We start from the raw sequence: 22509 nt of genomic DNA, 5'->3' as shown, positions 1-22509 counted from the left end.
CTCCCCGACAGCGTGTTTCGGGGGAGGGCGGCTCTTCCGCTGTGCGAGATGCGCGAGATGCGCGAGGCGCACGCCGGTGTACGAGGGCAGGTCCCGGCCACCCTTTCGGCTGCGACACGCGCCCCGGACGAGTGAGAATTCCCGGCGGCCCGGTCCAGGTCAGCGGGGCTGCGGCGGCCGATTGGCGGACACCGCGCGGCGCTCCCGAACGGTTGCGGGCCACGGCCCGGCGACCCACGGTGAGGACAAAGCCCCCGTCGTGTCCCGAAAGGACCCTTTCATGCGTTCCCACGTCTCGTCCCGCGCCGCAGCCGCCGCCGTCTGCGCCGTACTCGTCCTCGGCACCGCAGGTACCGCCGTCGCCACCACCGTCCACGACACGCCGGCCGGTGCCGGTGCCGAGGCGGCCCGTGCCCCGATCGCCGACGCGGCGGCCATCAAGCAGCAGGCGGAGGCGCTGCGTTCGCTGTCCTGTGCCATTCAGCCGGTCACCGACCTGCTCGCCGATGTCCTCGCCGCGGAGAACGGGCAGCTCTCCGCCGCGGACGTGCAGAAGCACCAGGCGGCGATCAAGAAGGGGCTCGACGCCGTGAAGAGCGCCGCGCCGGCCGCCCCCGCCAAGCCGGCGGGCAACGCGGGCAACGCGGGCCAGGTGAACCCGGTGAACGCCGTGGGCTCCGACGGCGAGTCGTCGGCCCCGGCCGACCTGACGGCCCAGGCCGTCGCCTCCGTACAGAAGTCGACGGACGCGCTGCTCAAGGCGGCGACCGCCAAGGACGCGACCGCAGTCGCCACCCAGTCGAAGGCCGCCGTGACCTCCCTGGTCAACCTGACCACGGCGCTCGTCATGACCGGCGGCCTCCCGGCCCCGAACCTGCCGGGCCTGCCCGAGCTGCCGAAGCTGCCGGGCGCCGAGGCGCCCGCGCCGGCTCCGGAGCTTCCGGGCGTGCCGACGACCCCGTAGCTCCCGTAACACCGCGTACGTCACGTACTCACGTACTCACGTACTCACGTACGTCACAACGGCCGTGCCAGTCCCATCAGTTGGGGCCGCACGGCCGTTCGTCGTGTCCGGCGCGGCCGGGGATCGTTACTGAGGACGAGGCCAGGCAAGAGAGAACCACCGTCGAAAGAAGGATTCACCATGAAGCCCATGAAGCCCATGAAGGTCGCCACGGTCGTCGCCGGTTCCATGCTGGCGCTGGGTGCCGCTGCCCCGGCGTTCGCCGCCGAGAGCGTCCCGATGAGCCTGAACGGCGGACTGGGCGGAGCCCTCCAGACGGTGACCAACCAGGAGACGCTGGACGCCCAGCCGGTGCGGACGAACGCGCTGGACCCGAAGAACGACGGCTCGCTCGTCAACGCCGTCGGCGACGTGACGAAGGGTCTGAGCGGCGGCGCCAAGGGCGGCAAGGGCGGCGCGATGCTCGGCGGACTCCCCCTCGGGAAGTAGCCGGCGCTCCGCCGCGACTCCCGTACCACCGGCGGCTGCGCGGTGTCCCCACTCTCATGTGCGGGGCACCGCGCAGCCCCTTGTCAGCTGGTCCAGAAGTCCCACCAGCGGGTCAGGATGAGCATCCCGATGATCCCGATCCACAGCACCGGCGGCACCCAGTGGAACTCCCCCAGCGCACCACGCAGCCATCGCGGCGCCGGGATGATCCCGCGCGTGATGTTGTGCGTGGTGACGTAGCTGAACATGACGATCGTCGCGACCCAGGCGAGACAGCACCACAGGCACAGTGAGCTGATGTTGTACAGCGACTGGTACTGGAGCCAGGTGCAGAAGCCGACGCCGAACAGCATCCCGGCGTTGAGCCCCAGCCAGAACCACCGCCGGTAGCGCGCCCCCGCCAGCAGCCCCGCGCCGACGCACACCACGATCCCGTACGTCACCAGCCCCAGCATCGGGTTGGGGAACCCGAAGACCGACGCCTGCTCGCTGGTCATGATGTTCCCGCACGACACCACCGGGTTCAGACTGCACCCCGGCGTGAAACCCGGATCCTCCAGCAACTTGAACTTGTCGATCGTGATCACCCACGACGCCAGCACACCCGCCGCACCCGTCACCACCAACAACCACGCCAGCACCCGCCCCGCCCCGAGACCGCGTGGTCCGTCCCGCGTGGGCTCGTCCTCGTCCTCGTACCTGTGCGCGCCGGACGACGACGCGTTGTCGATCACTACTGTTGTCATGGTGTGCTCCACCGGTTCGGTCACGCATTCGAAGTAGCGTTTCGGCTTTCCCCCTCGACACGCCGGGCACAGTGACTCCGGGGTCGAGTACGGCGTTGCCAGAGCATGAACTCCGTGCGAGCACCCCGATGGCAGCGCGTCTCAGCGGTGCCCGAGCTCCGTGCCGAAGCGGTTCTCCCGCCCTCTCCCTCCCCGCCGCCACCTCCTCCTCCCACGCCCGCGCCGGTCCCCACTCCCATCTACAGCGCTCTCGTACGGGAGTGGGGCGCGGCGGGACATACGGTCCCCGCGAACGACGGGGCCGGCCCAAAGGGCCGGTGAACGGCGCTCAGCCGCGCAGGCTGCTCACCGGCACCAGGCAGTGCGCGGCCCCGGTGAGCACCGCCTCGTCGCCGACGAAGGCGCGCAGCGCCTCCTCGCTCACCGGCTTGCCGGGCACGCCCTCGGGCCACGGCTGGGTGGCGATGATGAAGTACACGCCGCCGGTCTCGCGGGCGTCCTCTTCCCACTCCGGCGGGACGGCGCACTGGGCCTTGAGATACGGCATGGTCAGCACGGCCCGCCCGGCCTGTACGAGCAGCGTGATCGGGACGTTGGGCGACTCCCCGACATCGATGAGACCGGCGCCGGCCGTGAGGCCGACCTCCTTGATGACGGCGCGCATCGCCTCCTCTCCGGCCTCCGCGCCGTCCCGGCCGTCGCCGAGTGAATAGGCCAGCAGGAAAGGCGGGTTGCGCTCGCCGTCGGAAGCCTCACTGGTCCAGGGAATTACCGTGAGGGTGCCGAGCAGAGGGGCGTATTGCAGGCTTCCCTGCGCGGTGTTGGTAGAGGTCATGCTTCGGCACAGTAGCGGCCCGCCGGTGTCCGGGGAGAGTTCGCGTCACCCGAGTGGCGGAGCATTCGTTCCCCAGTACGAGAGTCGTCCGTCGATACGCCCGCCTGCCCTGTGTGCGGGGCGCATTGACGGTCCGTCAGTCGTGGGAGGCTCCAAGCCACGGAAGGAATGAAAAATGACGCCGAATCTCGCCGATCCCTCGTTCTGGCAACTGCCGCATTCCGAAAGGCTGGAGGGTTTCGCCCGGCTCCGCGCCGCCGGGACGCCGCAGTACTTCGTGGAGCGGCCCGGGGGCCGACTGCGGCCGGAGCGGGGCTTCCACGCGCTGGTCAGCCACGCGGACGTGGTGGAGGCCAGCCGGAATCCGCGGGTGTTCGGCAGCGCGCCCGGCGTCACGACCCCCGAGCCGGCCCGCTGGGTACGGGCGCTGTTCGGGGAGTCCCTGGTCAATCTGGACGAGCCCAGGCACTCGCAGTTGCGCCGGATCGTCTCCCGGGCCTTCACGCCCCGCATTCTCGCCGCGACGGAGGAAGACGTACGGTCGGTGGCCACCCGCATTGTGGACGACATGCTCCGGGAACGGCCGGCCGATTTCGTCACGGCGGTCGCGTCACGTATGCCGTTCGAAATCATCTGCAATCTGATGGGTATCCCCGAGAAGGAACGCCCGTCGATCCTCGCGCAGGTGAATCGGGCGTCCGTCGAAACAGGTGTCGCTCGCACGGCGCGGCAGCGAATTCGGGTCCCCGGCAAAGGCCTTCGGGCGCTGGCTTCCATGCAGGGAATGGTCGCGGACCTCGGGCGGCAGCGGCGCCGGAATCCGACGGGGGATCTCATCTCCGCGCTCGTGAACGCCGATATCGACGGAGAGTCGCTGAACGGCCGCCAACTCGGCTCGTTCTTCTCGCTGCTGATGGTCGCCGGTGTCGAGACCACCCGTAACGCGATCGCGCACGGCCTGTCCCTGCTGACCGACCATCCCGACCAACGCGCCTTGCTGGTAGGCGATTTCGACGGGTACGCGGACGGCGCCGTCGAGGAGATCGTGCGCCACTCGACACCGATCATCCAGTTCCGGCGCAGGCTCACCGAGGACCACCGGATGAACGGCCACGACTTCCGGCGGGGCGAGCGGGTGGTGCTGTTCTACGCCTCCGCCAACCGCGACGAGTCGGTCTTCTCCGACCCGGACCGCTTCGACATCACCCGGAGCCCCAACCCGCATGTGGGGTACGGCGGCGGCGGCCCGCACTACTGCCTGGGCACGTTCCTGGCGAAGCAGGAGATGAAGGCACTGTTCCGGGAGTTGCTGACGAGAATGCCCGAACTGCGCGCCGTGGGGGCGCCGGTGCTGGTGCCGTCGAACTTCGACAACCGGGTCCGCTCGGTGCGGTGCGCGTTCGCGGATGGCCGCTAGGTCCTGTCCGGCGGAAGGGTTCACCGGGTCCGGCCGGTGGGCCGGTTCGTCCTCAAACGCCGGACGGGCTGGATTGGGTCCGGCCGGTGGGGAGTTGCGCTCAGCCGCCGGACGGGCTGGATTGGCTCCGGCCGGTGGAGGGTTGCACTCAGCCGCCGGACGGGCTGGATTGGCTCCGGCCGGTGGGGAGTTGCTCTCAGCCGCCGGACGGGCGTCGCGTGCGGCCCGGCCGGGGCGTTACGCGACGGCTCCCGCCGCCTCGGTCTCGACGTCCGCGAGGCGCGTGAGGAAGTCCGCGATCGTGGTCAACTCGGCCTCGTCGTAGTCGGCGAGCAGCGTGCGCAGCCGCTTCAGCCGGGGCGCGTCCTCCTGCTCCAGCCACTCGGTGTTCAGCGACACCGTCACCCTGCGGCGGTCGTCCCGGGACCGGGTCCGGGTGACGTAACCGACCTGCTCCAGGCGGTCGATGACGCCGGTGATGGTCCCTGACGAGCCGACCCCGGCGAGCCGGCCGAGCTGTCCGGGGCTGAGCGGGCCGTGCAGGCGCAGCAGGTTGACGAAGTTGGCCTCCATCGTGCTGAGCGTCAGGCCCGCCTGGGCTCCCACCTCGTGATCGAACCGGGCGGCTGCCGCCGCGTGCCGGAGGGCCGCGGCCTGCATGCGGTCGCAGAGCGCGGGTGATGGGTTTGTCATCGACGGCCTCCTTGCCTAATCTATCGTCGCCACGACATAGTCGTTCTGGCGACACAGTCGACACGGCGACCCTCTCGCCGGGCTGCCATTTTACCGCCACCGACCGGACAACCACCGGACAACCAGGGGTGCAGTCATGACCACGGAGAAGCTGGCCGTACGACCCGAAGGCGATATCGGCCAACCGCCCCACCCACGCCGCTGGGTGGCCATGGTCGTACTGATCCTGGCCTTCATGCTGGACCTGCTGAACGTCACCGTCGTCAACGTCGGGCTGCCCGCCATCCAGCGCGACCTCGGCGCCGGCTCCACCCAGCTGGAGTGGATCTCCGCCTCGTACCTGCTGGCCTTCGCCGCCGCGCTGATCACCTTCGCGCGGGCCGGTGACCTGTGGGGGCGCAAGCGGGTCTTCCTGTTCGGGATCGTGGCCTTCGGCCTCACCGGGCTGTGGAGCGGCCTCGCGAACAGTCCGCAAGAGCTGATCGCCGCCCGCTCCGCGCAGGGGCTGGCCGCCGCCGCGCTCGCGCCGCAGGTGATGAGCATCCTGTTCACGCTGTTCCAGGGCCGCGAACGCGCCACGGTCTTCGGCACGTTCGGCATCGTCGCCGGGCTCGCCCAGGCCGGGGGGCTACTCCTCGGCGGCGTCCTGATCGGCGCGGACGTCGCCGGGCTCGGCTGGCGCGCGATCTTCCTGGTCACCGTGCCGGCCGCCGCCGCGCTGGTGGCCCTCGGGGCCTGGCTGGTGCCGGAGAGCCGGGTGCCGGGCAGCGCCCGGCCGCGCTGGCTGTCGACCGGGGTGCTCACCGCCGGGCTGGTCGCGATGGTGTTCCCGCTGATGGAGGGCCGTACGTTCGGCTGGCCCTGGTGGATCTGGCTCTGTCTGGCTGCGGGCGTCCTGGCGGTGCTGGGGCTGGCGGTCGCCGAGCACCGGCGACCGGCCTGGCGGACGGGGGCGCTGCTGCCGATGGATCTGTTCCGCAACCGGCTGATCGGCACGGCCCTGACCGTCCAACTGGTGGCCTTCGCGGCGTTCACCGGGTTCCTGCTGGTGTTCGTGCTCTGGCTCCAGAACGGGCACCACTACTCGGCGCTGGACGCCGGGGTGGTGGCCATCGCGTTCTGCGCGGGCGGTATCGCCCTGTCGCCGTTCGTCGGGCGGCTCGTCGTCCGGTTCGGCCATGCCCTGGTGGTGGCCGGGTGCCTGCTGGCCGCCGCCGGCACGCTGGGCGTGCTGTACGCGGCGCCGGCCGGGTCGGCCGCGCCGGGGAGTGTGGACAGCTGGGTACTGGTACCGGGGCTGGCCGCGATTGGGATGGGCATGAACTTCGTCATGCCGACGCTGAGCACCCTGTTCTTCTCGACCGTGCCGCCCGAGCACGCGGGTTCGGCGTCGGGCATCTACAGCACGAGCCAGCAGTTCGGCGCGGCGGTGGGGGTGGCCGGGATGGGCACGATCTTCTTCACGACGGTGGACGGGGCGGCCGGGCACGGAGGCAAGGGCGGGGGCGGGGGCGGTGAGGCGTACGCGACGGCGTTCACGGCGAGCGTTCTGACGGCGACGGCGGCGCTGCTCGTCAGCGCCGTACTGGCCCTGGCGCTGGGCCGGGGCCGGGACCGGTTGAGCCCGTCCGACGATTGAGTACGGACCGGCCACCGGGTCGCCCCGGTCAACCCGCCAGTTCGTCCTCCAGCCACGTGCGCCCCCGCGTACGCGGGCTGAGCTTGACCGCGCCCAGCGGTACGGCCAGGCGTTCCGCCTCGCGCCGTACCGCCGCCTCGGCGTCCGCGCCGACGTCCTCAAGGAAGCGGCACACGATGTCACCGCCGCTGTCCTGCGCCCAGCCGCCGACGATCCGGCCGTCCCACCAGAGGGAGGGGCCGATGTTCCCGACCCGGTCGAAGAGGCGCGGCCCGTGCTCGCCGAGGAACCAGCCGCGTTCGTGCCAGCCCATCGGTGTGGAGTCGAGCGCCGGCAGCAGCGCGGCCCACGGCTCCGGCGGCACGGTCCGCTCAAGGTCGTCGGGCAGCAGCAGGCCCGTCGTGCCGTCGCCGAGATCGGCCTCGACCGGCCGCAGTTCCGTCAGCACCCGCTTGACCTGGGTTTTCGTCCACCCGGCCCACCAGCGCAGATCGTCCGCCGTGGCCGGGCCGAAGGTGCGCAGCCAGCGCCGGGCCAGTTCCTCCTCCGCCCGGTGGGTGTCCCAGTGGACGAGGCCGCCCGGCAGCCAGTCGGTCAGCGGCGCCCAGCGGTACTGGTGCGAGGTCCACGAGCCGCGTGGCCGGCCGCGTACCACCCGGCCCTCGGCGGCGAGCAGGAGCAGCAGCCTGCTCGCGACCTTCTGGGTGCCCTCGTAGGACTTGCCGGCGGAGAGCACCACCTCCGTACGGAGGCGGGCGTCGTCACCGGCGAGTTCGGCGGCCGTGGACTCGCCGCGTACGGCGAGCGCGCGCACGGCGATGTCCTCCGTCTCGGCCAGCCACTCCCGTACCCCCGCCTCGTCGTCCGCGACCCGCGACGCGGCCAGGAACCCGAGCAGCTTGCGGCGTTCGCGCGCCGCCACCGCGTGCGAGCAGGCGGCCTGCATCACCGGGGCCACGTCGAGGGAGGTGACGAAGACGGTACGGCGCATGCCCAGCAGGCGGATCAGGGAGCGGTCCTCGTACAGGACGCGTTCCACGTCGCGTACCGCACCGCCGTTCATCCGCGCCCAGATGGCGACGTACACGGAGGACGGGTCGGTGCTGTGCAGCGCGACGAGGTCGCGTGCCACCTCGACCGGACCGTCCGCGCGGGCGGCGACCGCCAGCCGGTGCCGTACGCCGATCCTGGCCCGTCGCTCCGCCACGTCGATACGCCGCACGTCCGCCCACTCCCTCGCGCCCTGAGCCGTCCTTCTTCCCTACGGGAAGGGAAGCGTACGGGCGAAGAGGGTCACCAGGATCAGCACGGCGGGGAAACAGGCGAGGAACATGGCGAAGGTGTAGCCCATGATGTCGCGGGCCTTCAGGCCGAGGATCGTCAGCGTGGGCAGCATCCAGAACGGCTGGAGCAGATTGGCGCTGGCCTCGCCGAGGTCGTACACGACGACCATCCAGCCCTGGTTCACCTGGAGCTGGTTGGCCGCCTCCAGGACGTACGGCGCCTCGATCACCCACTTGCTGCCGCCGCTGGGCACAAAGACGCCGAGCACCATGCTGTAGATGCCGATGAAGGCCGGATAGAAGAACTCGTTCGACACCGAGACCAGCCAGCCGGCGATGGTCTTGCTCAGCCCGGTGAAGGCGATCATGCCGAAGATGCCGCCGTAGAGGGGAAATTGGAGGAGCACGCCGGACGCCGCGGGGGTGCCCTCCTTGACCGCCTGTGCGAGACGGACGGGGCGCCAGTGCAGGATGAGGGCCAGCAGGATCAGGATGAGGTTGACGGTGTTGAGGTCGAGCGCGTTGAGGGGGTCGCCCTCCGCGAGGGCGAAGTGCCGTACGAGGTACCAGACGCCGAGCGCGAACAGCAGGATCGCGAAGACGGGGCTGTACTCGATCCACTCCCCCGGCCGGCCGCGCCGGGTCTCGGCACGCTTCTGCGCGACGCTCGGGCCCAGGTCGATGCCGAGCTGCTCCGCGGTCTTCGCCCGCTCGGGCGACGGCGAGAGGAACCAGGCCATGACGACCGCGATGACGAAGACGATCGCCGTGGCCACCATGCCCTGCCACAGGAAGATGGTCTCGGTGAGCGGGATGAGCCCGCTGCCGCGCCCGTCCGCGATGACCTCCTGGACGGCGGGCGGACTCGACGCCTCGCTGGCCACCTGGAGCGCGGCGGACCCGGACAACCCCTGCGCCCAGACGGTCCCGAGCCCGAGGAAGGCCATCGCGCCGAGCGCCCGGTAGTCCACGCCCCGGATCCGGCGGGCGATCTCCTTGGCGAGGATCGCCGTGAAGATGAGGCTGAAGGCCCAGTTGAGGTACGCGGTCCCCATGGCGACGGCGGCCGTGAAGGCGATGGCGCCGCGCGCCGTACGGGGCACCCGCGCGACCCTGGCTATCAGCCGGCTCATCGGCGGGGAGACCGCGACCGCGTACCCGGCGATAATGATCATCGCCATCTGGAGCGTGAAGGTGATGAGCGACCAGAACCCCTGCCCCCACGCGTCCACCAGCCCGAACCCGGCGGTGTCGGCGGGATCGTCCGGCCGCCCGTACAGCCCCTCCCCGGTCGCGAGCCCGAGCGCGAAGACCGCGAACGTGCCGACGAGGACGAACCCGAGAGCGTCGGGCAGCCACTTCTCGGTGAACGCGGTGAAGCGCAGCGCCGTACGCGCGAGCCAGTTGTCCTTGCTCTGTGGTTCCAGTTGTGGTGGGGGCGCCGTGGCCATGGTGGTTCTCCTGGGGGGGTGGCGGCGTGAGCCGCGGATCTTGTCCAGGAGTCACGGACACGGGGGCGGGCCGGTTCAGGTGGTGGTGTGTCACCGGGAAGTCAGGGCACGTGCTGTTTACGGTGGGCTGATGCGACGTGCCCCCTGGTGGGTGCTCCTCTCCGCGGGGTGCGCCCCTCTCCTGCTGATCGGTGCCTCGGCGATCTCACAGGTGCTGCAAGGACCGGCCTACAACCCCACGGTGGAAACCCTCAGCATCCTGGCGTCCTACGGTGCCCGCGGCTACTGGCTGATGACCGGAATACTCATCGTGCTCGGGGCCTCTTACATCGCCACGGCGCACGGGCTCCGGGAGGCCGCGCTCCCCGGGCGGGTCGCCCTGGCCGGTGGCGGGCTGGCCGCGATGGCCCTGACCTTGGTGCCCGCACCCCTCAGCGGCGGGGCGCTGGGGCACGGGGCGGTGGCGGCGACCGGCTTCGTACTGCTCGCGGTGTGGCCCGCGCTGGCCGCGAACCGTGGCGGCAGGAAAGTGCCGTGGGGGCTGCGGTTCAAGGTGTCGGTCGTGGCGAGCACGCTGATGTGCTTGTGCGCGCTGTGGTTCGTGTTCGAGTTGCAGGGCGGGAAGGCGCCGGGCATCGCGGAGCGGGTGGTGACCTTGGCGCAGGCCGTGTGGCCGCTGGTGGTGGCCGTCTCGTGCCGGCTGTGGCCGCGCAGGCCCGTGCCGGCGGGGGCGTGACCTGCGGAGGGGAATCCCGCCCGGATCGAGTCGTTTCGATCCGAGTCGATCCGGGTGGGATTCCATGAGGCGCTGACGAACCGACCGCGTTGCTACGCCGCCGGGTCGATGCGGGAGATGGCGCCGCCGATGGCGAGTACGTACAGTTCGCCGTCGCCGTCCTGGACGAAGGAGATGACTTCGCCGTTGGTGACGCCGAGGTCGCTCTGGCCGGTCACTTTGCCGTTCTTCATCTTCAGGGTGCGTACGGTGCCGTCGCAGTAGTCGCTGTACAGGTACTGGCCCTTGAGGGCCGGGATGGCGTCGCCGCGGTAGACGTAGCCGCCGGTGACGGAGCAGCCGAGGCCGGTGCGGTCGTACTCGTGGACCGGCCGGGTGTGGTTCGCGGGTTCCGTGCCGCCCCGGAAGGGGTGGGTTCCCTCCATCGAGGACCAGCCGTAGTTCTCGCCGCCCCCGCTCTTGCCGGAGGCCCAGTCGATCTCCTCCCAGTCGCTCTGGCCGACGTCACCGATCAGCATGTCGCCGGTGCCCGAGTCGAAGGAGAACCGCCAGGGGTTGCGCAGCCCGTACGCCCAGATCTCGTCCTTGGCGTTGGGGTCGTTCACGAACGGGTTGCCCTTCGGGATCGTGTAGGGCTTGCCGGTGTGCTTGCCGCCGGTGGGGTCGATGCGCAGGATCTTGCCGAGCAGGGTGTCGAGGTTCTGCCCGTTGCCGTGCGGGTCGCCGCCCGCGCCGCCGTCGCCGAACGCGATGTAGAGGTAGCCATCGGGGCCGATCTTGATGTCGCCGCCGTTGTGGTTGTTGTACGGCTGCGTCTGGGTCAGGACCGTGCGCCGGGTGTGCGGCTGGAGCCTGCCGTGCCGCAGGGCGATCTCGTCGATGGTGCTGGTGCCTTGGAGATCCGTGTACGAGAGGTAGAGGTGTGCGAACTTCTTGTCGAACGCGACGCCCAGCAGGCCGCGTTCACCGTCGGTGGTGGTCTCGGCGGAGATATCGAGCACGGGTTTGCTGAGCCCTTGATCGGTCAGGACCCGTACGGTGCCCGCGCGTTCGGCGATCCAGACCGTGCCACGGGGGCCGGCGGTGCCGGCGATGGGGTTCTGGGCGGTGGCCACTTGGGTGAGCGCCACCGCGGCCGCCGGGCGCGGGCCGCGGGGCTCGTCCGCGTACGCCGTGGTCAGTACGAGGGAGGCGACGAGGGAGGCGGCGAGGGAGATGGTGCCGATGATCGCCGAGCTTCTGGTGCGAAATTTCACCGTGACTCCTAGAGGCGGCGAATGGGGGGAAGGTGCGCCGCCGGCACGGATGAGAATACGGCGAGAGGGCAGGCCTGGCCTAGACCAATACCCCTCCGTCTTCGCTGCCGCACACCACCTGAGAGCCCCTGAGGAAAGGGGCTGAGTCCGGCCACGGTCGAGGGCGGAGCCGGGTCGCCGAGAAGACGCGGCACGTCGAGCAGCCGGGGCAGGCTGTCCACTCGGCGCCCGTCGTGCCCGAAAGCCATCGGTACGGTGCCCGGAACCACGACGTTGACGCAGGCCTGCCCGCTGGCTCGCCGGCTCGCTGTTCCGAGATTGATCACACAGTGAGCGGTTCGCAACTCAAGAACAAGTCCTCAGGCGTCGCGCGAGCAGCGGAGTGGCTTCGGCGGGATCGATGTCGCAGACCAGCAACCCGGGCTCTCCGTAAGGCTGATGGCTGAGCAGCGTGCCGTCCGGCCGCACTACGGCGGATGTCGTGGGCGATCCCGGGCTCGCGCAGTTGACGGCGGCGACGTAGCAATTGTTCTCGGCGGCGCGGCACAGAAATGCCTTCTCGTGGAAGGAGTTTCCCGGGTCGGCGAATTCCGTTGGCTGGAAAGCGCCGGGCTCCGCTTCGTTGTAGTGCGGGTGGAACACCAGCTGGGCGCCGTCGCGAACGGCCCAGCGTACCGTCTCCGGATAGCGAAAGCCCTCGTGGCAAATCACGATGCCGAAGCGGACGCCGTCGACTTCGAATGTCCGGCGGTCGCTGCCCGCCTCGTATGTGGAATCTTCGTCCGGGTCGAGCTGCACCTTGTCCTGATAACCCGCTCGCTCGCCGTCGGGTCGAAGTACGAGCATGGTCAGACGTGGCTTGTCGGAAACGTACCGCTCCGTACCGAGCACCACGTAGATGTGGCTCTCACGCGCGGCCCGGGCGATGCGCTCGTGCGCAGCTTCCAAGAAGTCGGCACTCACGGCCTTCCGCGAATGCGGCGGCCATGGATAGCCCGGCACGTAAGCCTCCGGGAAGCACACGATACGCGCGTCGGCAGCGGCGGCGGCTCCGACCGCGCGCTCGGCTCGCACCACGGAGTCTTCTGGACTCTCGGGGATTTCGAGGTTGGCGAGCGCGATGCGAAGTCTTGTCATGCGACTCAGCGTGCTGCACAAGCTGATCGTGTTCAACCCGATTCGCACACATGCCGATTGGCCGCGCGGTCGGACGCTAAGGTCGTGAACGTGTTGAGCCCACCAGTGAACAGAGACTTGATCGTCGTCGGCGCCGGCATTGTCGGGGCGTCGGTGGCCTATCACGCCGCGCGGGCAGGCGCCACCGTGACGTTGGTCGACGCCGGGCGGCCGGGCGCCGGCGTGACGGCGGACTCGTTCGCCTGGATCGGAGCGTCCGGCGTACAGAGAGGTCCGGCCGCCGGGCTGCGGGCGACCGCGACGGCGGAATACCACCGGCTCGGGGCCGAGTTGCCGGGACTCCCGGTGAACTGGTCCGGCTCGCTGAGCTGGAACAGACAGGACAGTGCGCCGGACGCCGGGCCCGGGCAGACAATCGTGGACGCGGCCACCGTGGAAACGCTTGAGCCCACCCTTCGGCAGCCTCCGGAATGGGCTGTCTGGACGCCCGATGACGGCGCTGTCGACTCGGTGGGCGTGACCGAGCGGCTGGTCGCGGGCGCTCGCGTCCATGGAGCCCGGGTACATCTGGACACGCCGGTCACCGCGGTCCGCCGGGATACAGCGGGCCGGATTGCCGGGGTTGAGACGGCAGCGGGACCCCTCTCCGGTGCGACGGTGGTGCTGGCGGCCGGAGTCGCCACGGCCGCGCTGGGCGCGTCGCTCGGCGTGCGCGTCCCGGTCGAACCGTCGCCGTCGCCGCTGTTCTCGTTCCGCGCCCCGGCCGGTCTGGTCCGCACCGTGGTCAACACCGAGGACTTCGATCTTCGGCAGGTCGCCGCGGACCGGCTGATCGCCGCCGCGGACTCTCCCGAACGTACCCTGGCCGCCGTCCGGTCCACGTTCCACGGCGCCGGGAGCGTCGAACTGCTCAGCACCCGACTCGGAGTGCGCCCGATGCCGGTCGACGGTGAGCCGATCGTCGGCCCGGTCGCCGAGGTCCCCGGCCTCTACCTGGCAGTGATGCACTCGGCGGTCACGCTCGCCGCGGCCGTGGGCCGCCTGGTCGCGCGGGAGTTGGTCGACGGAACCGTGGAGTCGGCTCTGTCGGGCTGCCGCCCGGACCGCTTCTGATGGTGAGGCCGCCGGCGCTGAAGGCCTTTCATGGCCTCCGTACGGCTCGTGCCACGGGCCTCTCCATGAGCGGGAATTGCACGCCGTGGGGGCACGCATCGTTCGCTGGACGGGCCCCGGCCACCCCGCTCGTCCACACCACCAGCGGTGCCACCGACGACGAAGTCCGCGAGATGATCGAGGCGCGCATCCCCGCACGCCACTCCTTCTCCGGGACGGCGTATGCAGCCAGACCTCCAACACGCCCCAGAAGCGACGAAATCCCGCCCGCGCAAAGCGATCGGACGGGATTTCGTGAACCGCCTACGAGCCAACCCGCGCACGGCCCTGCCGTCGGGTGTTCACGAGTGGGGCCGAGCAGCGATTCGCGCGGCCGGTGAAAGATCGCTTCCCGTCCGACGAATGATCGCGCCCTGGCGCCCCGCTCAGACGGCCAGGCCGCCCAAGAGGTTGACGTCGACAGGCTTTCCCATGGCCGCGACGCGCGAAGCGACCAGTTCCTGGTAGCCGGGCGAGTCGTACCAGCCGCGGGCCTCCGCCTCGGACGGGAACTCCAGGATGGCCGTCTTGGTGTACTCCACAGCACCCTCCAGCCGCGTCGGCGCACCGAAGGCCAACAGACGGCCTCCGTGAGACTCGATGGTCGCGCCGACGTTGGCCAGGTAGTGGCCAAGGTCGCTGTCGGGGGTGTCGTCGGTCCTGACGAAGACGACGTAGTGCATGACGTGCTCCTTTGATCTCCCCATGGTGATTCCCGGGCTGCGATGGCGGCTTGCCGAGCACCACAGACAGTTCATCGCCGAATGTTTCGACATCAAAATGATGTCCCACCGGAACGTTAGAGCCCACCCGTTCCTACGTCAAACAGTTCCACGTCAAAGCATTTGGTATCGTTCGCCGTATGAACGACGCGGTGGACGGAGTCATCGAGCGGTGGGCAGCCATCCGACCCGACCTGGACACGACACCCGTGGGGGTGGTGCTCCGGATCTTCCGCGCCTCCCGGCTCCTGGAACAGGGCATCAAGGGCTACTTCGAGGCCAACGGCTTGGAGCCCGGGGAATACGACGTGCTCGCCACCCTGCTACGCGCCGGCGACAGCTCGGCGCTACGGATGAGCGACCTCGCCGGCGCCGCGATGATCAGCCCCGGCGCTCTGACCAACCGCATCGACCGCCTCGTCGCCAAGGGACTCGTCACCCGGGCCACCGACCCCGACAACCGCCGGCTGGTGCGCACCACCCTCACCGATGAAGGCCGCCGCCTCGCCGACGGCCTCATCGAAGGCCACATCGCCAACGAACTCGACCTCGTCCAAGCCCTCACCCCGAACGAACGCGCACAACTCGCCCACCTCATGCGCAAGCTCCTGCTTTCCCTCGAAGACTCCCCCTGAAGCCGTTTCCGGTCAGCGTTCCCCATGGGCACGCACCGTGCGCCGATCCACATGGCCAGGTAACACCGTGCCCCCGAGACTCCAGGCCGATGACCACCAGGAAACCGCCGCCTGCATCAGCCTGTTCGGACATCACGCCGAACAGCCCCCGGAAACGCCAAGATCCCGCCCGGTCGAATCGACCGGGCGGGACAGCGGCGGTTGAAGATCGCTTCCCAGTGAGCCGAAGATCGTTTCCCGCTCCACCGGATAGCACGCCGGTGTCTTCGGCGGACCTCTGGCACTGGGAGCGGGCGTGCACGCGCCTGGTCACCGTGGTGGCTGACCGCACTCAGGCCGAGAGCGGCTGGTACGGGCATTGCATGCAAGTCCTCCGATGGTTTCTCGCCTACAACGGCATCGACGAGGGCAAGAGCGAGGAGATCGTCAAGGACGCGGACACACCTACGGTGTTCAGCCCGCCTTGACCCAGACGACCGTCACCGACGCGGAGCGCGGCCTCGGGCTGAGACTCCCCGAATCCCTGCTCGACGGTTCGTACGCGGAGTCGCCATCGGAGAGATCATCCGCGTAGAACCCGACGAGGAAGGTGTTCGCTGGGCCGGGGAGACGGTTCGGGCCTCGGAGCACTGCACGATCAGGTTGATCGTGCTGAAGGACGGTGGTTCAGCTGCCGGCAGTTCAGCGGACACGGGGCTCCTTCGCGGACGTGGGCGGTGGGGGATGCTGGGTCAGCGAGGGCCTCGGGCATCGAGGGGCCGGATTCCCGCGACGAGCCAGACCGAAGTCTCCTGGGCGGCCCTGGACTGCAGGTTTGCTGGGCACAGCAGTTGGCGCAACGCCCGCTGGGTTGTTCCAGCGGCGACTGCCCCCGCCGTTCTGAGGAATCCGGCAGTGGCCAGTGCGGCGAGCCACGCGGGCCCCGGCTGAGCGAGCAGGAGCGGCACCCCGCACACGGCGTAGCCGAAGAACCCGGCCAGGAGCGGCGGGCCCGGCCCGAAGCGGGCTGCGAGGCGTGGCCCGGTGAGTGCGCCGAGCAGGCCGCCCGCGCCGGTGACGCCCATCACCACCGCCGGACCGGTACTGCCTGCGTGCAGCTCGGTCAGCAGGGTGCAGACGAAGTAGGTGATCACAAGGCCGTCGGCGTAGGCGTGGGCGTAGGCGTGGGCGGAGAGGGCCAGGACCAGGGGGCGCCGTATCCGGTGATGGATCACGTAGCTGAGGCCGTCGCGTACGGCGGGGAGCATCCGTGCCGGCTGGTCGTCAGTCGTCGGTGGTGGCCGGGTGGTGCGGATCGGTGTGACGCACCAGGCGCTGATGAGGTGGGCGAGGCAGTCCAGCCACAGCGCGCGGGCGGCTCCGGCCAGGCCGACGACGAGGGTTCCGCCCTAAGTGCCCGCGGTGGGGGCGACCGAATAGGCGGCCGCGATCCGGGAGCGAGCGGTGGGCAGTTGGTCGCGCTCGACGATCTCGGGGCACGATCGCGATCGCGGCGGCCTGGTGCAGAACGGTCAAGGCGCCCAGCATGAGGGCGACGGCGTAGAGAACCGGTATGGACAGTTCGCCGGCTGCCCAGCTGAGGGGCACGGCGGCGACAACTACGGCCGCCGCCGGCTCGGTTGCGACCATCAGCGGTCTTTTCGCACATTGGCCGCCCAGCACCCCGGCGGGCAGAGCGAGGGCGAAAGCCGGCAAGGTCGCCGCGGCCGTGAGCAGCGCCACCTGGCCGGGTGTGGCGTTCAGTTCCAGGACGGCGACAACGGGCAGGGCGACAGCGTGGAGGGAGGAGCCGGCCAGAGCGGTCGCCTCGCCGGCCCAGTAGGCCCGGAAAGACCTGCTGCCCGGCCCCGGCAGGACAGCGGGGTGAGATATCGCGGCGGCCGGCGGATCGGGACGGTTCATGCGCGCGCCTCGCGTTGGTCGCCGTCGTCGCTGTGGGCTGCTTCGGAGGTCACCTGGTACGACAGCAACTGTGCGAAGGGTCCGGGCTGTTCGGAGAGTTCCTGGTAGCTGCCTTCCTGTACGATCCTTCCTTCGTCCAGGACGACGATCCGGTCGGCGACGGCCACGTTGGTGACGCGGTGGGTCACGAGGAGCACCACTTGGTCCCGTGCCAGGTCCCGCAGCCGCTGGAAGATCCGGTACTCGGCCCGTGGGTCGAGGTTCGCCGTCGGCTCGTCCAGGACCAGCAGCCCAGCCGGCCGGAAGAACGCCCGCCCGAGAGCAATTCGCTGCCACTGACCGCCGCTCAGCTCCTCCCCGTTGAGCCATTCACGGGCCAGGAGGGTGTCCAGGCCGGAACCGAGCCGGTCGACCACCTCGTCCGCGCCCGATGCCTCGCACGCCTCGCGAACCGCCGCGTCACCCCGGGGTGAGGGCTGCCCGAGAGTGATGTTTTCCCGTACGGTGAACGGCCAGCGTGCGTACTCCTGAGGCACCAGGGCCACCTGTTGCCAGAGCGCTTGCGGGTCCGCGTCACTGGTGGGGACACCGTCCCACAGCACCTGTCCGTCCGTGGGCAGGTACAGGCCGGCGACCAGCTTCGACAGTGTCGACTTGCCCGAGCCGTTGAAGCCGACCAGGGCGGTGACCTCGCCCCGGCGCAAGGTGAGGGAGACCCCGGACAGCGCGTCCCCGTCCTTCCCGGAGTAGCGGTGGGCGACCGACTTGATCTCGATCGTCTTCGGCGGCCCGGGACGGTGTCCGCCGCGGCTCATCCGGTATCCGCCGGCTTTGTCCAGGAATCCGGCCCAGTCGTCCATGTACAGCCCGGTGCGCATGGCCCGCGCCCCGACGGACACCAGCCCGCGGACCGACTGACCGGACGTCTGCAGGGCGAAGACAGCGGTTCCGGCGTGCCCGACGGTGATACGGCCGGTGGCCAGCAGCCATACGACCGCCCCCCACACAACCCCTGATCCAAGTCCTCCGCACACCGCGCCGACCAGCGACATGCGCGCCCCGGTGTCGGCTGCGGCCCGGTCCTCCCGGTTGATCCGGGTGACCGTCCTGCGGTACCGGCCGGAGAGGAAGTCGGCCATGGTGCCGGCGCGGATCTGGTCGGCAGCCCCCTTGGTGTAGATGTGCCAGCGCAGGATCGACAGCATGCGGTTGTCCCCGTTGCTGCGGAGGTTCGCCAGGTAGCGCACCCGCGCGGCGCTGACCTGGGCCAGGGCCTGCGGCAGGCTCGCGATGACCAGAAGGGGAAGGAGTACCCAGCTCACTCCGGCCAGTACGAGAGCTCCGGCGAGGAAGGAGGCCCCGGAGGCGATCAGGTCCTGCCCCTCGTCGATCAGGTCCCCGGTGACCTGGGCGCCTCGGTCGGCGGCCTCACGGTCGCGGTTGAAGTCGGGTTCGTCGTACGCGCGCAGCTCCACCTCGGCGCAGCCGGTGAGCAGCATCTGCTCGGCTTCGCGGGACATCAGCGGACCCAGCCGGGAGGAGAGCCAGCTGACGGTGATCCCCAGAAGCGCACGTGCACCGGCCGCGCCGGCCAGCAGGGCGACCGACGGCCACGCCTGCAGAAGTCGGTCGTACACGTCTCCGCTGTTCAGCAGCGCGGTCAGGGTCCCGCTGATGGCGACCAGGCCCAGGGCCTGCATGACGCCCGCGGCTGCCTGGCACAGCAGGAGGCCGGTGGTCGCCCGCCGGTCGACGCGCCAGGCGAGCGCCAGTGACCGGCGTACCAGCTGGGGCAATCGGCGGGCCATGTCGCGCATACGGATCGAGCGTCCGGCCGCTTCACGGCTGCCGGTCAGGTCGACATACCGCATGTCCGACTCGGGAGCGGTCTGTGACGTGTTGGCCGGCTCGTCCTCAGTGGCGATGCCCGGTCCGGCCGGAGGCCCGGAGGGCAGAGCAGGGGCCGGGATCAAAGTGGCGCGGGGGCCTGGGATTTTCTCGGCCGCGGCGTCGTCGGGCTCGATCATGGCGCCCGCCTCGCAGTCGGCCGTGTTGCTCCCTCTCGTGATCGCGGTCCGCCAGAACCGTCACGTTGCTCAGTGTCCGACGAGGTCAACTTGGGCCTCCTGAGAGTCGGTTGATGTGGTCTTGAGCTCAACGACGAGCGGGGTCTTTCGAACGCGTGTGTTTCGGACGGTCCGGATTCCGCGTGGTATCGGGGAAAGTGGCGCGTGTGGGGTGCATGGACCCTTGCCTGGCCGAAGGGCGTTCGGCGGCGTGGCTGGCCGAAACGGCGCTGCGGGAGATTGGTGTGACGCGGGCTCGTAGTTCAAAGGGACGGATGGGACGGTCGAGGACGGGCGGGGGACGCTCGTTCGGGGGATTACGGTCGGTCGGCGGCACCCGTTCGGGCGTGCGTGGCCAGGCACGGCCGCGTCGAGAGGGTTCGCCGCGCCCTTGGAGACTGTTGGGGTCCAGTGCAGGACGGTGGGCGGTTCCGCAGGGATCCCTCCCGGACGTGGCAGTCCGCCGTCGGGAAGGGCCACCCGGGAGGGGGAACACGTCGCACAGCTCGTTCGCGGTCGGGCCCTCCGAGAACAGATCCGTCAGCTTCTGTTGACCGCTACCGGCTACCGGGCTACCGGGCCCGAAGGGCTGTTGAGGCCTTGAGCGCGCTCGCGCCGGGATGCCTTGGCCCGTGCACGCGCCTTCTCGGCGAGCGGGTCACACCGACTCCCGCTGTCGGCGACGGCCAGCTGAACGAGTGCGCGCGGGTCTGCGTGCTCCCGAGAAGGTCCCTGAGCCTTTGGGGCGAACCCAGCCCGAAAGCAGATCCACAGCCCCTCTGGGAATCCTCCAGCTTCATGGATAGCTCAGGATGATTGTCCCAATTCCCCCAGCGCAGCCACGATTTCGCAATCTTCTGCGTACTGAGCGCCCAAAGAGAGACACAGGTTCAAGGCATTGCGAATAATGGAATTACTGCGCCGCCCGAATAGGCCGATCCTTTCATCGACTCCCTTCCTGTAAAGATCCAACCGCTAGCGTCCATCCAGCTCACCATCCGGATACCATCCAAGAAAAATACTCAATGCGCCACTCCTCTCGAAGTACCCATCCACTCCAGGCGAGATTTGCCGCACAGCGAGAATGTCCTGCGTGAGATACACCTCACAGTCATCCGCCGCAGGCTCCTCCCCTTCTTCGAAGTGCACAAATCGTTAAACAACACCAGCCAACCGGTGGAAATTTCAAGGGAGGCCAGGCTCCTGATCATTGGCGTCTCACTTGGCCAAGTCTGTTCGTGGGTGCGAATGAATCCGCCTGCTTAATATCTCAGCACGAAGAACGAACGCGGCGACTCTTGCCCGCCTTACTTCCCTTCCCCACAGCCTCCCAACTCAACTGAATTCGCGCATGGCCCGATGGTCCGGACAGCGGTGGCTCAAATTCCGCTGTGTTGACAAGGGGGTCCACGCTCAGCCGCGCTCCGCACGCTGCCATGTTTCCTCTACCGGCAGTTCGTACCGCACGGCCCGGATTCTGTAACGAAGGCGCCAACGGCCGCTTCAAGAGCGGCACCCTCGACATCGACATCGACAACCGCAAGCCCCGGCCCGCCCCGGGCCAGGTGACTCAGGCCCTCTTCCTCGCCCTGATGCTCACCGTCGCGAACCAGAGGATTCTCGAGAACTGGCTCACCGAACGGGCCGGCCCCGACGAACTCACCGCCAACGACTTCGACGCCACCGGCCCACTGCCCCCGCTCAGCCCCCCGGCCTTCGTGCTGCCGAAGGCAAGCGCAGGGCGCCATCCGGCGCCACGCTTCCGCTGAATCCGGCTCTGTACGACAACTCCAGCCCATCCGCGCACGCCGAACTCCCCGAAGACCGGCGTGCACAGCCATGTCCGCACCGCCCCAACAGGCCGCACGGCACGCGTCCGTCCAACCCATCCTGCGCACCCAGACCTCCCGACTAGCCCAGATACGACGAAATCCCGCCCGATCAAAATGATCGGACGGGATCTCGTGAACCGTTCTCGAGCTAACCCGTGAACGGCCCTGCCGTGGACCTGTGGGGATTTGAACCCCAGACCCCCTCGATGCGAACGAGGTGCGCTACCAGACTGCGCCACAGGCCCTTGCGACGAGTGAAACTTTAGCACCCCGGTCGGGCTGCTTGGAAATCCGTTCCGCGCTGGTCACTCGTTGGCGGCGCGGGGGCGGTCGTCCTCGTCGTACTGGTCGAACAGCGGGGTCCGGCCGCGGTCGCGGGTGCGGCGCTGGGGTGGCGGGGTGCGGCGTTGGGCGGGGGGTTCGGGGGGTGCCGGTTCCGGGGTCGGTTCCGCCGTGGAGGAGCGGGCCGCGCTCCAGGTCTCCGGGTCGCTGACGTTCACGCCGCCGGTGGCGCGCGGGGCGACCGGCGCCGTCACGTACGTCGGAAGCGGGACCGGGACCGGGTCCCAGCTGTCGCCGCGGGCCGGGCCGCGTTCGCGTTCGCGCTGCTGGTCGACCCACTCGGCGTGGTCCGTCTGCTCGACCAGGGCGCGGCGACCCGCCTCCTGCGGCGAGACCGAGGGGGCCGGCTCCGGGGCCGGGTGGGGTTCGGGCTCCTCGTCCGGCTCGGCCGGGGCCGAGGCCTGGTGGTGGTGGCGGGGGCGGTTCTCGCGCAGTCGCTGCGCGGCGATCTCGGCCCGGCGGCGGTCCATCGTGAAGACGAAGCGGCGCCGCTCCTGGGCGCGCAGATGCACGATGTAGGCGCTGAGGAGTACGGCGGGGACGCCCGGCGCCCACAGGAAGGCGAGCCCTTGGACACCGGCGACGATGGCGCCGGTCGTGAAGGCGAGGAAGAGCACCACGGTGGTGCGCCGGCGGCGGGCGAGCACCTGCGAGCGCTGGGCGCGGCGGGCACGTTCGGCGGCGGCGCCGGAGGGGCGTGCGCGCCGCTCCGGCGCCGGGCGGGCCGGGCCGGGTACGGAAGCGGGGGCCGGCTCGGGGGCCGGGCGTCTCGACGACGGGGCCGGGATCTCCAGCCGGGCCTCCGTACGGGCCGCGGGCGCGGAGAAGGACCGGACGTCGACAGAGCTCGTCGGCTCCGCCGCGACATCCGGTTCATCGTCGGGCCCGGCTTCCTCGGTGGTGCGGTCCTGCAACTCCTTGGCGTACCGGCGCTCCATCGCCGCCCGTCCGGACAGCAGCCGGATGGCGGTGCTGAAGCGTTCCGTCGGACGGGCCTCGTTGAGCTCGTCCTGCCTGCGGAGCCACATCGGTACCAAGTAGGCGGCCCAGGCCCCGACGATGACTGCGTAGATGAGGCCGCTGTTGCTCACGGTTCACACCGTAGAGGTGTTCGCGCGAGGGGATCCGCCAATTGAGCCGGTGTGTCGCACGATCTGGCTGATATCACGGACTTTTTTTGTGATTGTTCAGATCACTTGATGGTCAGATGGC

The 22509-nt window shown here is 69.8% G+C and carries 20 protein-coding genes and 1 tRNA gene; 8 read left to right on the top strand and 13 right to left on the bottom strand.

Annotated elements, in window-relative coordinates; translation table 11 throughout:
* Positions 1–280 precede the first annotated feature (280 nt).
* Entirely contained in the window at positions 281–964 is a 684-nt protein-coding gene (locus OG700_RS23960; RefSeq protein ID WP_405616824.1) for a hypothetical protein, read from the top strand.
* 180 nt (positions 965–1144) lie between these two features.
* The gene (locus OG700_RS23955) at positions 1145–1453 is read left to right on the top strand and encodes a hypothetical protein (protein WP_405616822.1); all 309 of its coding nucleotides are present in this window, start codon (positions 1145–1147) and stop codon (positions 1451–1453) included.
* An 83-nt stretch (positions 1454–1536) separates the two neighbouring features.
* Here OG700_RS23955 and OG700_RS23950 read toward each other — a convergent pair whose 3' ends face one another.
* Both OG700_RS23950 and OG700_RS23945 read right to left on the bottom strand, forming a co-directional pair.
* Positions 1537–2199, bottom strand: a complete 663-nt coding sequence (locus OG700_RS23950) for a vitamin K epoxide reductase family protein (protein ID WP_405616820.1) — start codon at positions 2197–2199, stop codon at positions 1537–1539.
* A gap of 328 nt (positions 2200–2527) precedes the next feature.
* Entirely contained in the window at positions 2528–3034 is a 507-nt protein-coding gene (locus OG700_RS23945) for a DUF5949 family protein (protein WP_405616818.1), read from the bottom strand.
* Positions 3035–3209: 175 nt separating this feature from the next.
* On the opposite strand from OG700_RS23945, the gene OG700_RS23940 reads away from it, so the two are divergent.
* On the top strand, positions 3210–4451 hold the full coding sequence (locus tag OG700_RS23940) for a cytochrome P450 (RefSeq protein ID WP_405616816.1): 1242 nt from the start codon (positions 3210–3212) through the stop codon (positions 4449–4451).
* A gap of 237 nt (positions 4452–4688) precedes the next feature.
* Here OG700_RS23940 and OG700_RS23935 read toward each other — a convergent pair whose 3' ends face one another.
* On the bottom strand, positions 4689–5144 hold the full coding sequence (locus OG700_RS23935; RefSeq protein ID WP_405616814.1) for a MarR family winged helix-turn-helix transcriptional regulator: 456 nt from the start codon (positions 5142–5144) through the stop codon (positions 4689–4691).
* 136 nt (positions 5145–5280) lie between these two features.
* Here OG700_RS23935 and OG700_RS23930 point away from each other — a divergent pair, with 136 nt between their 5' ends.
* Positions 5281–6783: an MFS transporter gene (locus tag OG700_RS23930; RefSeq protein WP_405616812.1), complete on the top strand. Its 1503-nt coding sequence runs from the start codon at positions 5281–5283 to the stop codon at positions 6781–6783.
* A gap of 28 nt (positions 6784–6811) precedes the next feature.
* Here OG700_RS23930 and OG700_RS23925 read toward each other — a convergent pair whose 3' ends face one another.
* The gene (locus OG700_RS23925; RefSeq protein ID WP_405621917.1) at positions 6812–7996 is read right to left on the bottom strand and encodes a winged helix DNA-binding domain-containing protein; all 1185 of its coding nucleotides are present in this window, start codon (positions 7994–7996) and stop codon (positions 6812–6814) included.
* Between the two features lie 48 nt (positions 7997–8044).
* Positions 8045–9517, bottom strand: coding sequence for a short-chain fatty acid transporter (locus OG700_RS23920; protein WP_405616810.1), 1473 nt, complete (start codon positions 9515–9517; stop codon positions 8045–8047).
* A gap of 130 nt (positions 9518–9647) precedes the next feature.
* Here OG700_RS23920 and OG700_RS23915 point away from each other — a divergent pair, with 130 nt between their 5' ends.
* Positions 9648–10253: a DUF998 domain-containing protein gene (locus tag OG700_RS23915; protein ID WP_405616808.1), complete on the top strand. Its 606-nt coding sequence runs from the start codon at positions 9648–9650 to the stop codon at positions 10251–10253.
* Between the two features lie 92 nt (positions 10254–10345).
* On the opposite strand, the gene OG700_RS23910 is transcribed toward OG700_RS23915, so the two are convergent.
* Together OG700_RS23910 and OG700_RS23905 are read right to left on the bottom strand one after the other, a co-directional pair.
* A complete protein-coding gene (locus OG700_RS23910; RefSeq protein ID WP_405616806.1) occupies positions 10346–11509 on the bottom strand; it encodes a PQQ-dependent sugar dehydrogenase in 1164 nt (387 codons plus the stop codon).
* 345 nt (positions 11510–11854) lie between these two features.
* On the bottom strand, positions 11855–12646 hold the full coding sequence (locus OG700_RS23905) for a carbon-nitrogen hydrolase family protein (RefSeq protein WP_405616804.1): 792 nt from the start codon (positions 12644–12646) through the stop codon (positions 11855–11857).
* A 105-nt stretch (positions 12647–12751) separates the two neighbouring features.
* Between OG700_RS23905 and OG700_RS23900 the strand changes: the two genes are divergently transcribed.
* Positions 12752–13759, top strand: a complete 1008-nt coding sequence (locus tag OG700_RS23900; RefSeq protein ID WP_405616802.1) for an NAD(P)/FAD-dependent oxidoreductase — start codon at positions 12752–12754, stop codon at positions 13757–13759.
* Between the two features lie 425 nt (positions 13760–14184).
* Here the strand turns inward: OG700_RS23900 and OG700_RS23895 are convergent, their stop codons facing one another.
* A complete protein-coding gene (locus OG700_RS23895; protein WP_405616801.1) occupies positions 14185–14481 on the bottom strand; it encodes a DUF1330 domain-containing protein in 297 nt (98 codons plus the stop codon).
* Between the two features lie 179 nt (positions 14482–14660).
* Between OG700_RS23895 and OG700_RS23890 the strand changes: the two genes are divergently transcribed.
* Positions 14661–15155, top strand: a complete 495-nt coding sequence (locus tag OG700_RS23890) for a MarR family winged helix-turn-helix transcriptional regulator (protein WP_405616800.1) — start codon at positions 14661–14663, stop codon at positions 15153–15155.
* 731 nt (positions 15156–15886) lie between these two features.
* On the opposite strand, the gene OG700_RS23885 is transcribed toward OG700_RS23890, so the two are convergent.
* The 3 genes from OG700_RS23885 to OG700_RS23875 are packed head-to-tail and all read right to left on the bottom strand — an operon-like array spanning position 15887 to position 18928.
* Complete coding sequence (locus OG700_RS23885) at positions 15887–16474, bottom strand: MFS transporter (RefSeq protein WP_405621915.1); 588 nt, start codon at positions 16472–16474, stop codon at positions 15887–15889.
* Complete coding sequence (locus OG700_RS23880; protein ID WP_405616797.1) at positions 16419–17057, bottom strand: MFS transporter; 639 nt, start codon at positions 17055–17057, stop codon at positions 16419–16421. Before OG700_RS23880 ends, OG700_RS23885 begins: the two co-directional genes overlap by 56 nt.
* Positions 17054–18928 (bottom strand): ABC transporter ATP-binding protein, encoded by a 1875-nt coding sequence (locus tag OG700_RS23875; RefSeq protein ID WP_405621913.1) that lies wholly within the window; start codon positions 18926–18928, stop codon positions 17054–17056. The genes OG700_RS23880 and OG700_RS23875 overlap by 4 nt, the downstream gene beginning before the upstream one ends.
* A 1631-nt stretch (positions 18929–20559) precedes the next feature.
* Between OG700_RS23875 and OG700_RS23870 the strand changes: the two genes are divergently transcribed.
* Positions 20560–20892 (top strand): hypothetical protein, encoded by a 333-nt coding sequence (locus tag OG700_RS23870; RefSeq protein ID WP_405616795.1) that lies wholly within the window; start codon positions 20560–20562, stop codon positions 20890–20892.
* Positions 20893–21126: 234 nt separating this feature from the next.
* On the opposite strand, the gene OG700_RS23865 is transcribed toward OG700_RS23870, so the two are convergent.
* Positions 21127–21200 (bottom strand) — tRNA-Ala (locus OG700_RS23865).
* A 60-nt stretch (positions 21201–21260) separates the two neighbouring features.
* A complete protein-coding gene (gene glpR, locus OG700_RS23860; protein WP_405616793.1) occupies positions 21261–22388 on the bottom strand; it encodes a gephyrin-like molybdotransferase receptor GlpR in 1128 nt (375 codons plus the stop codon).
* Between the last annotated feature and the right edge of the window lie 121 nt (positions 22389–22509).

Source organism: Streptomyces sp. NBC_01508, from assembly GCF_045040315.1.
Lineage (GTDB): Bacteria > Actinomycetota > Actinomycetes > Streptomycetales > Streptomycetaceae > Streptomyces.
The sequence above is the reverse complement of the archived record's forward strand: the minus strand, read 5'-3'. Positions and strand labels throughout refer to the sequence as shown.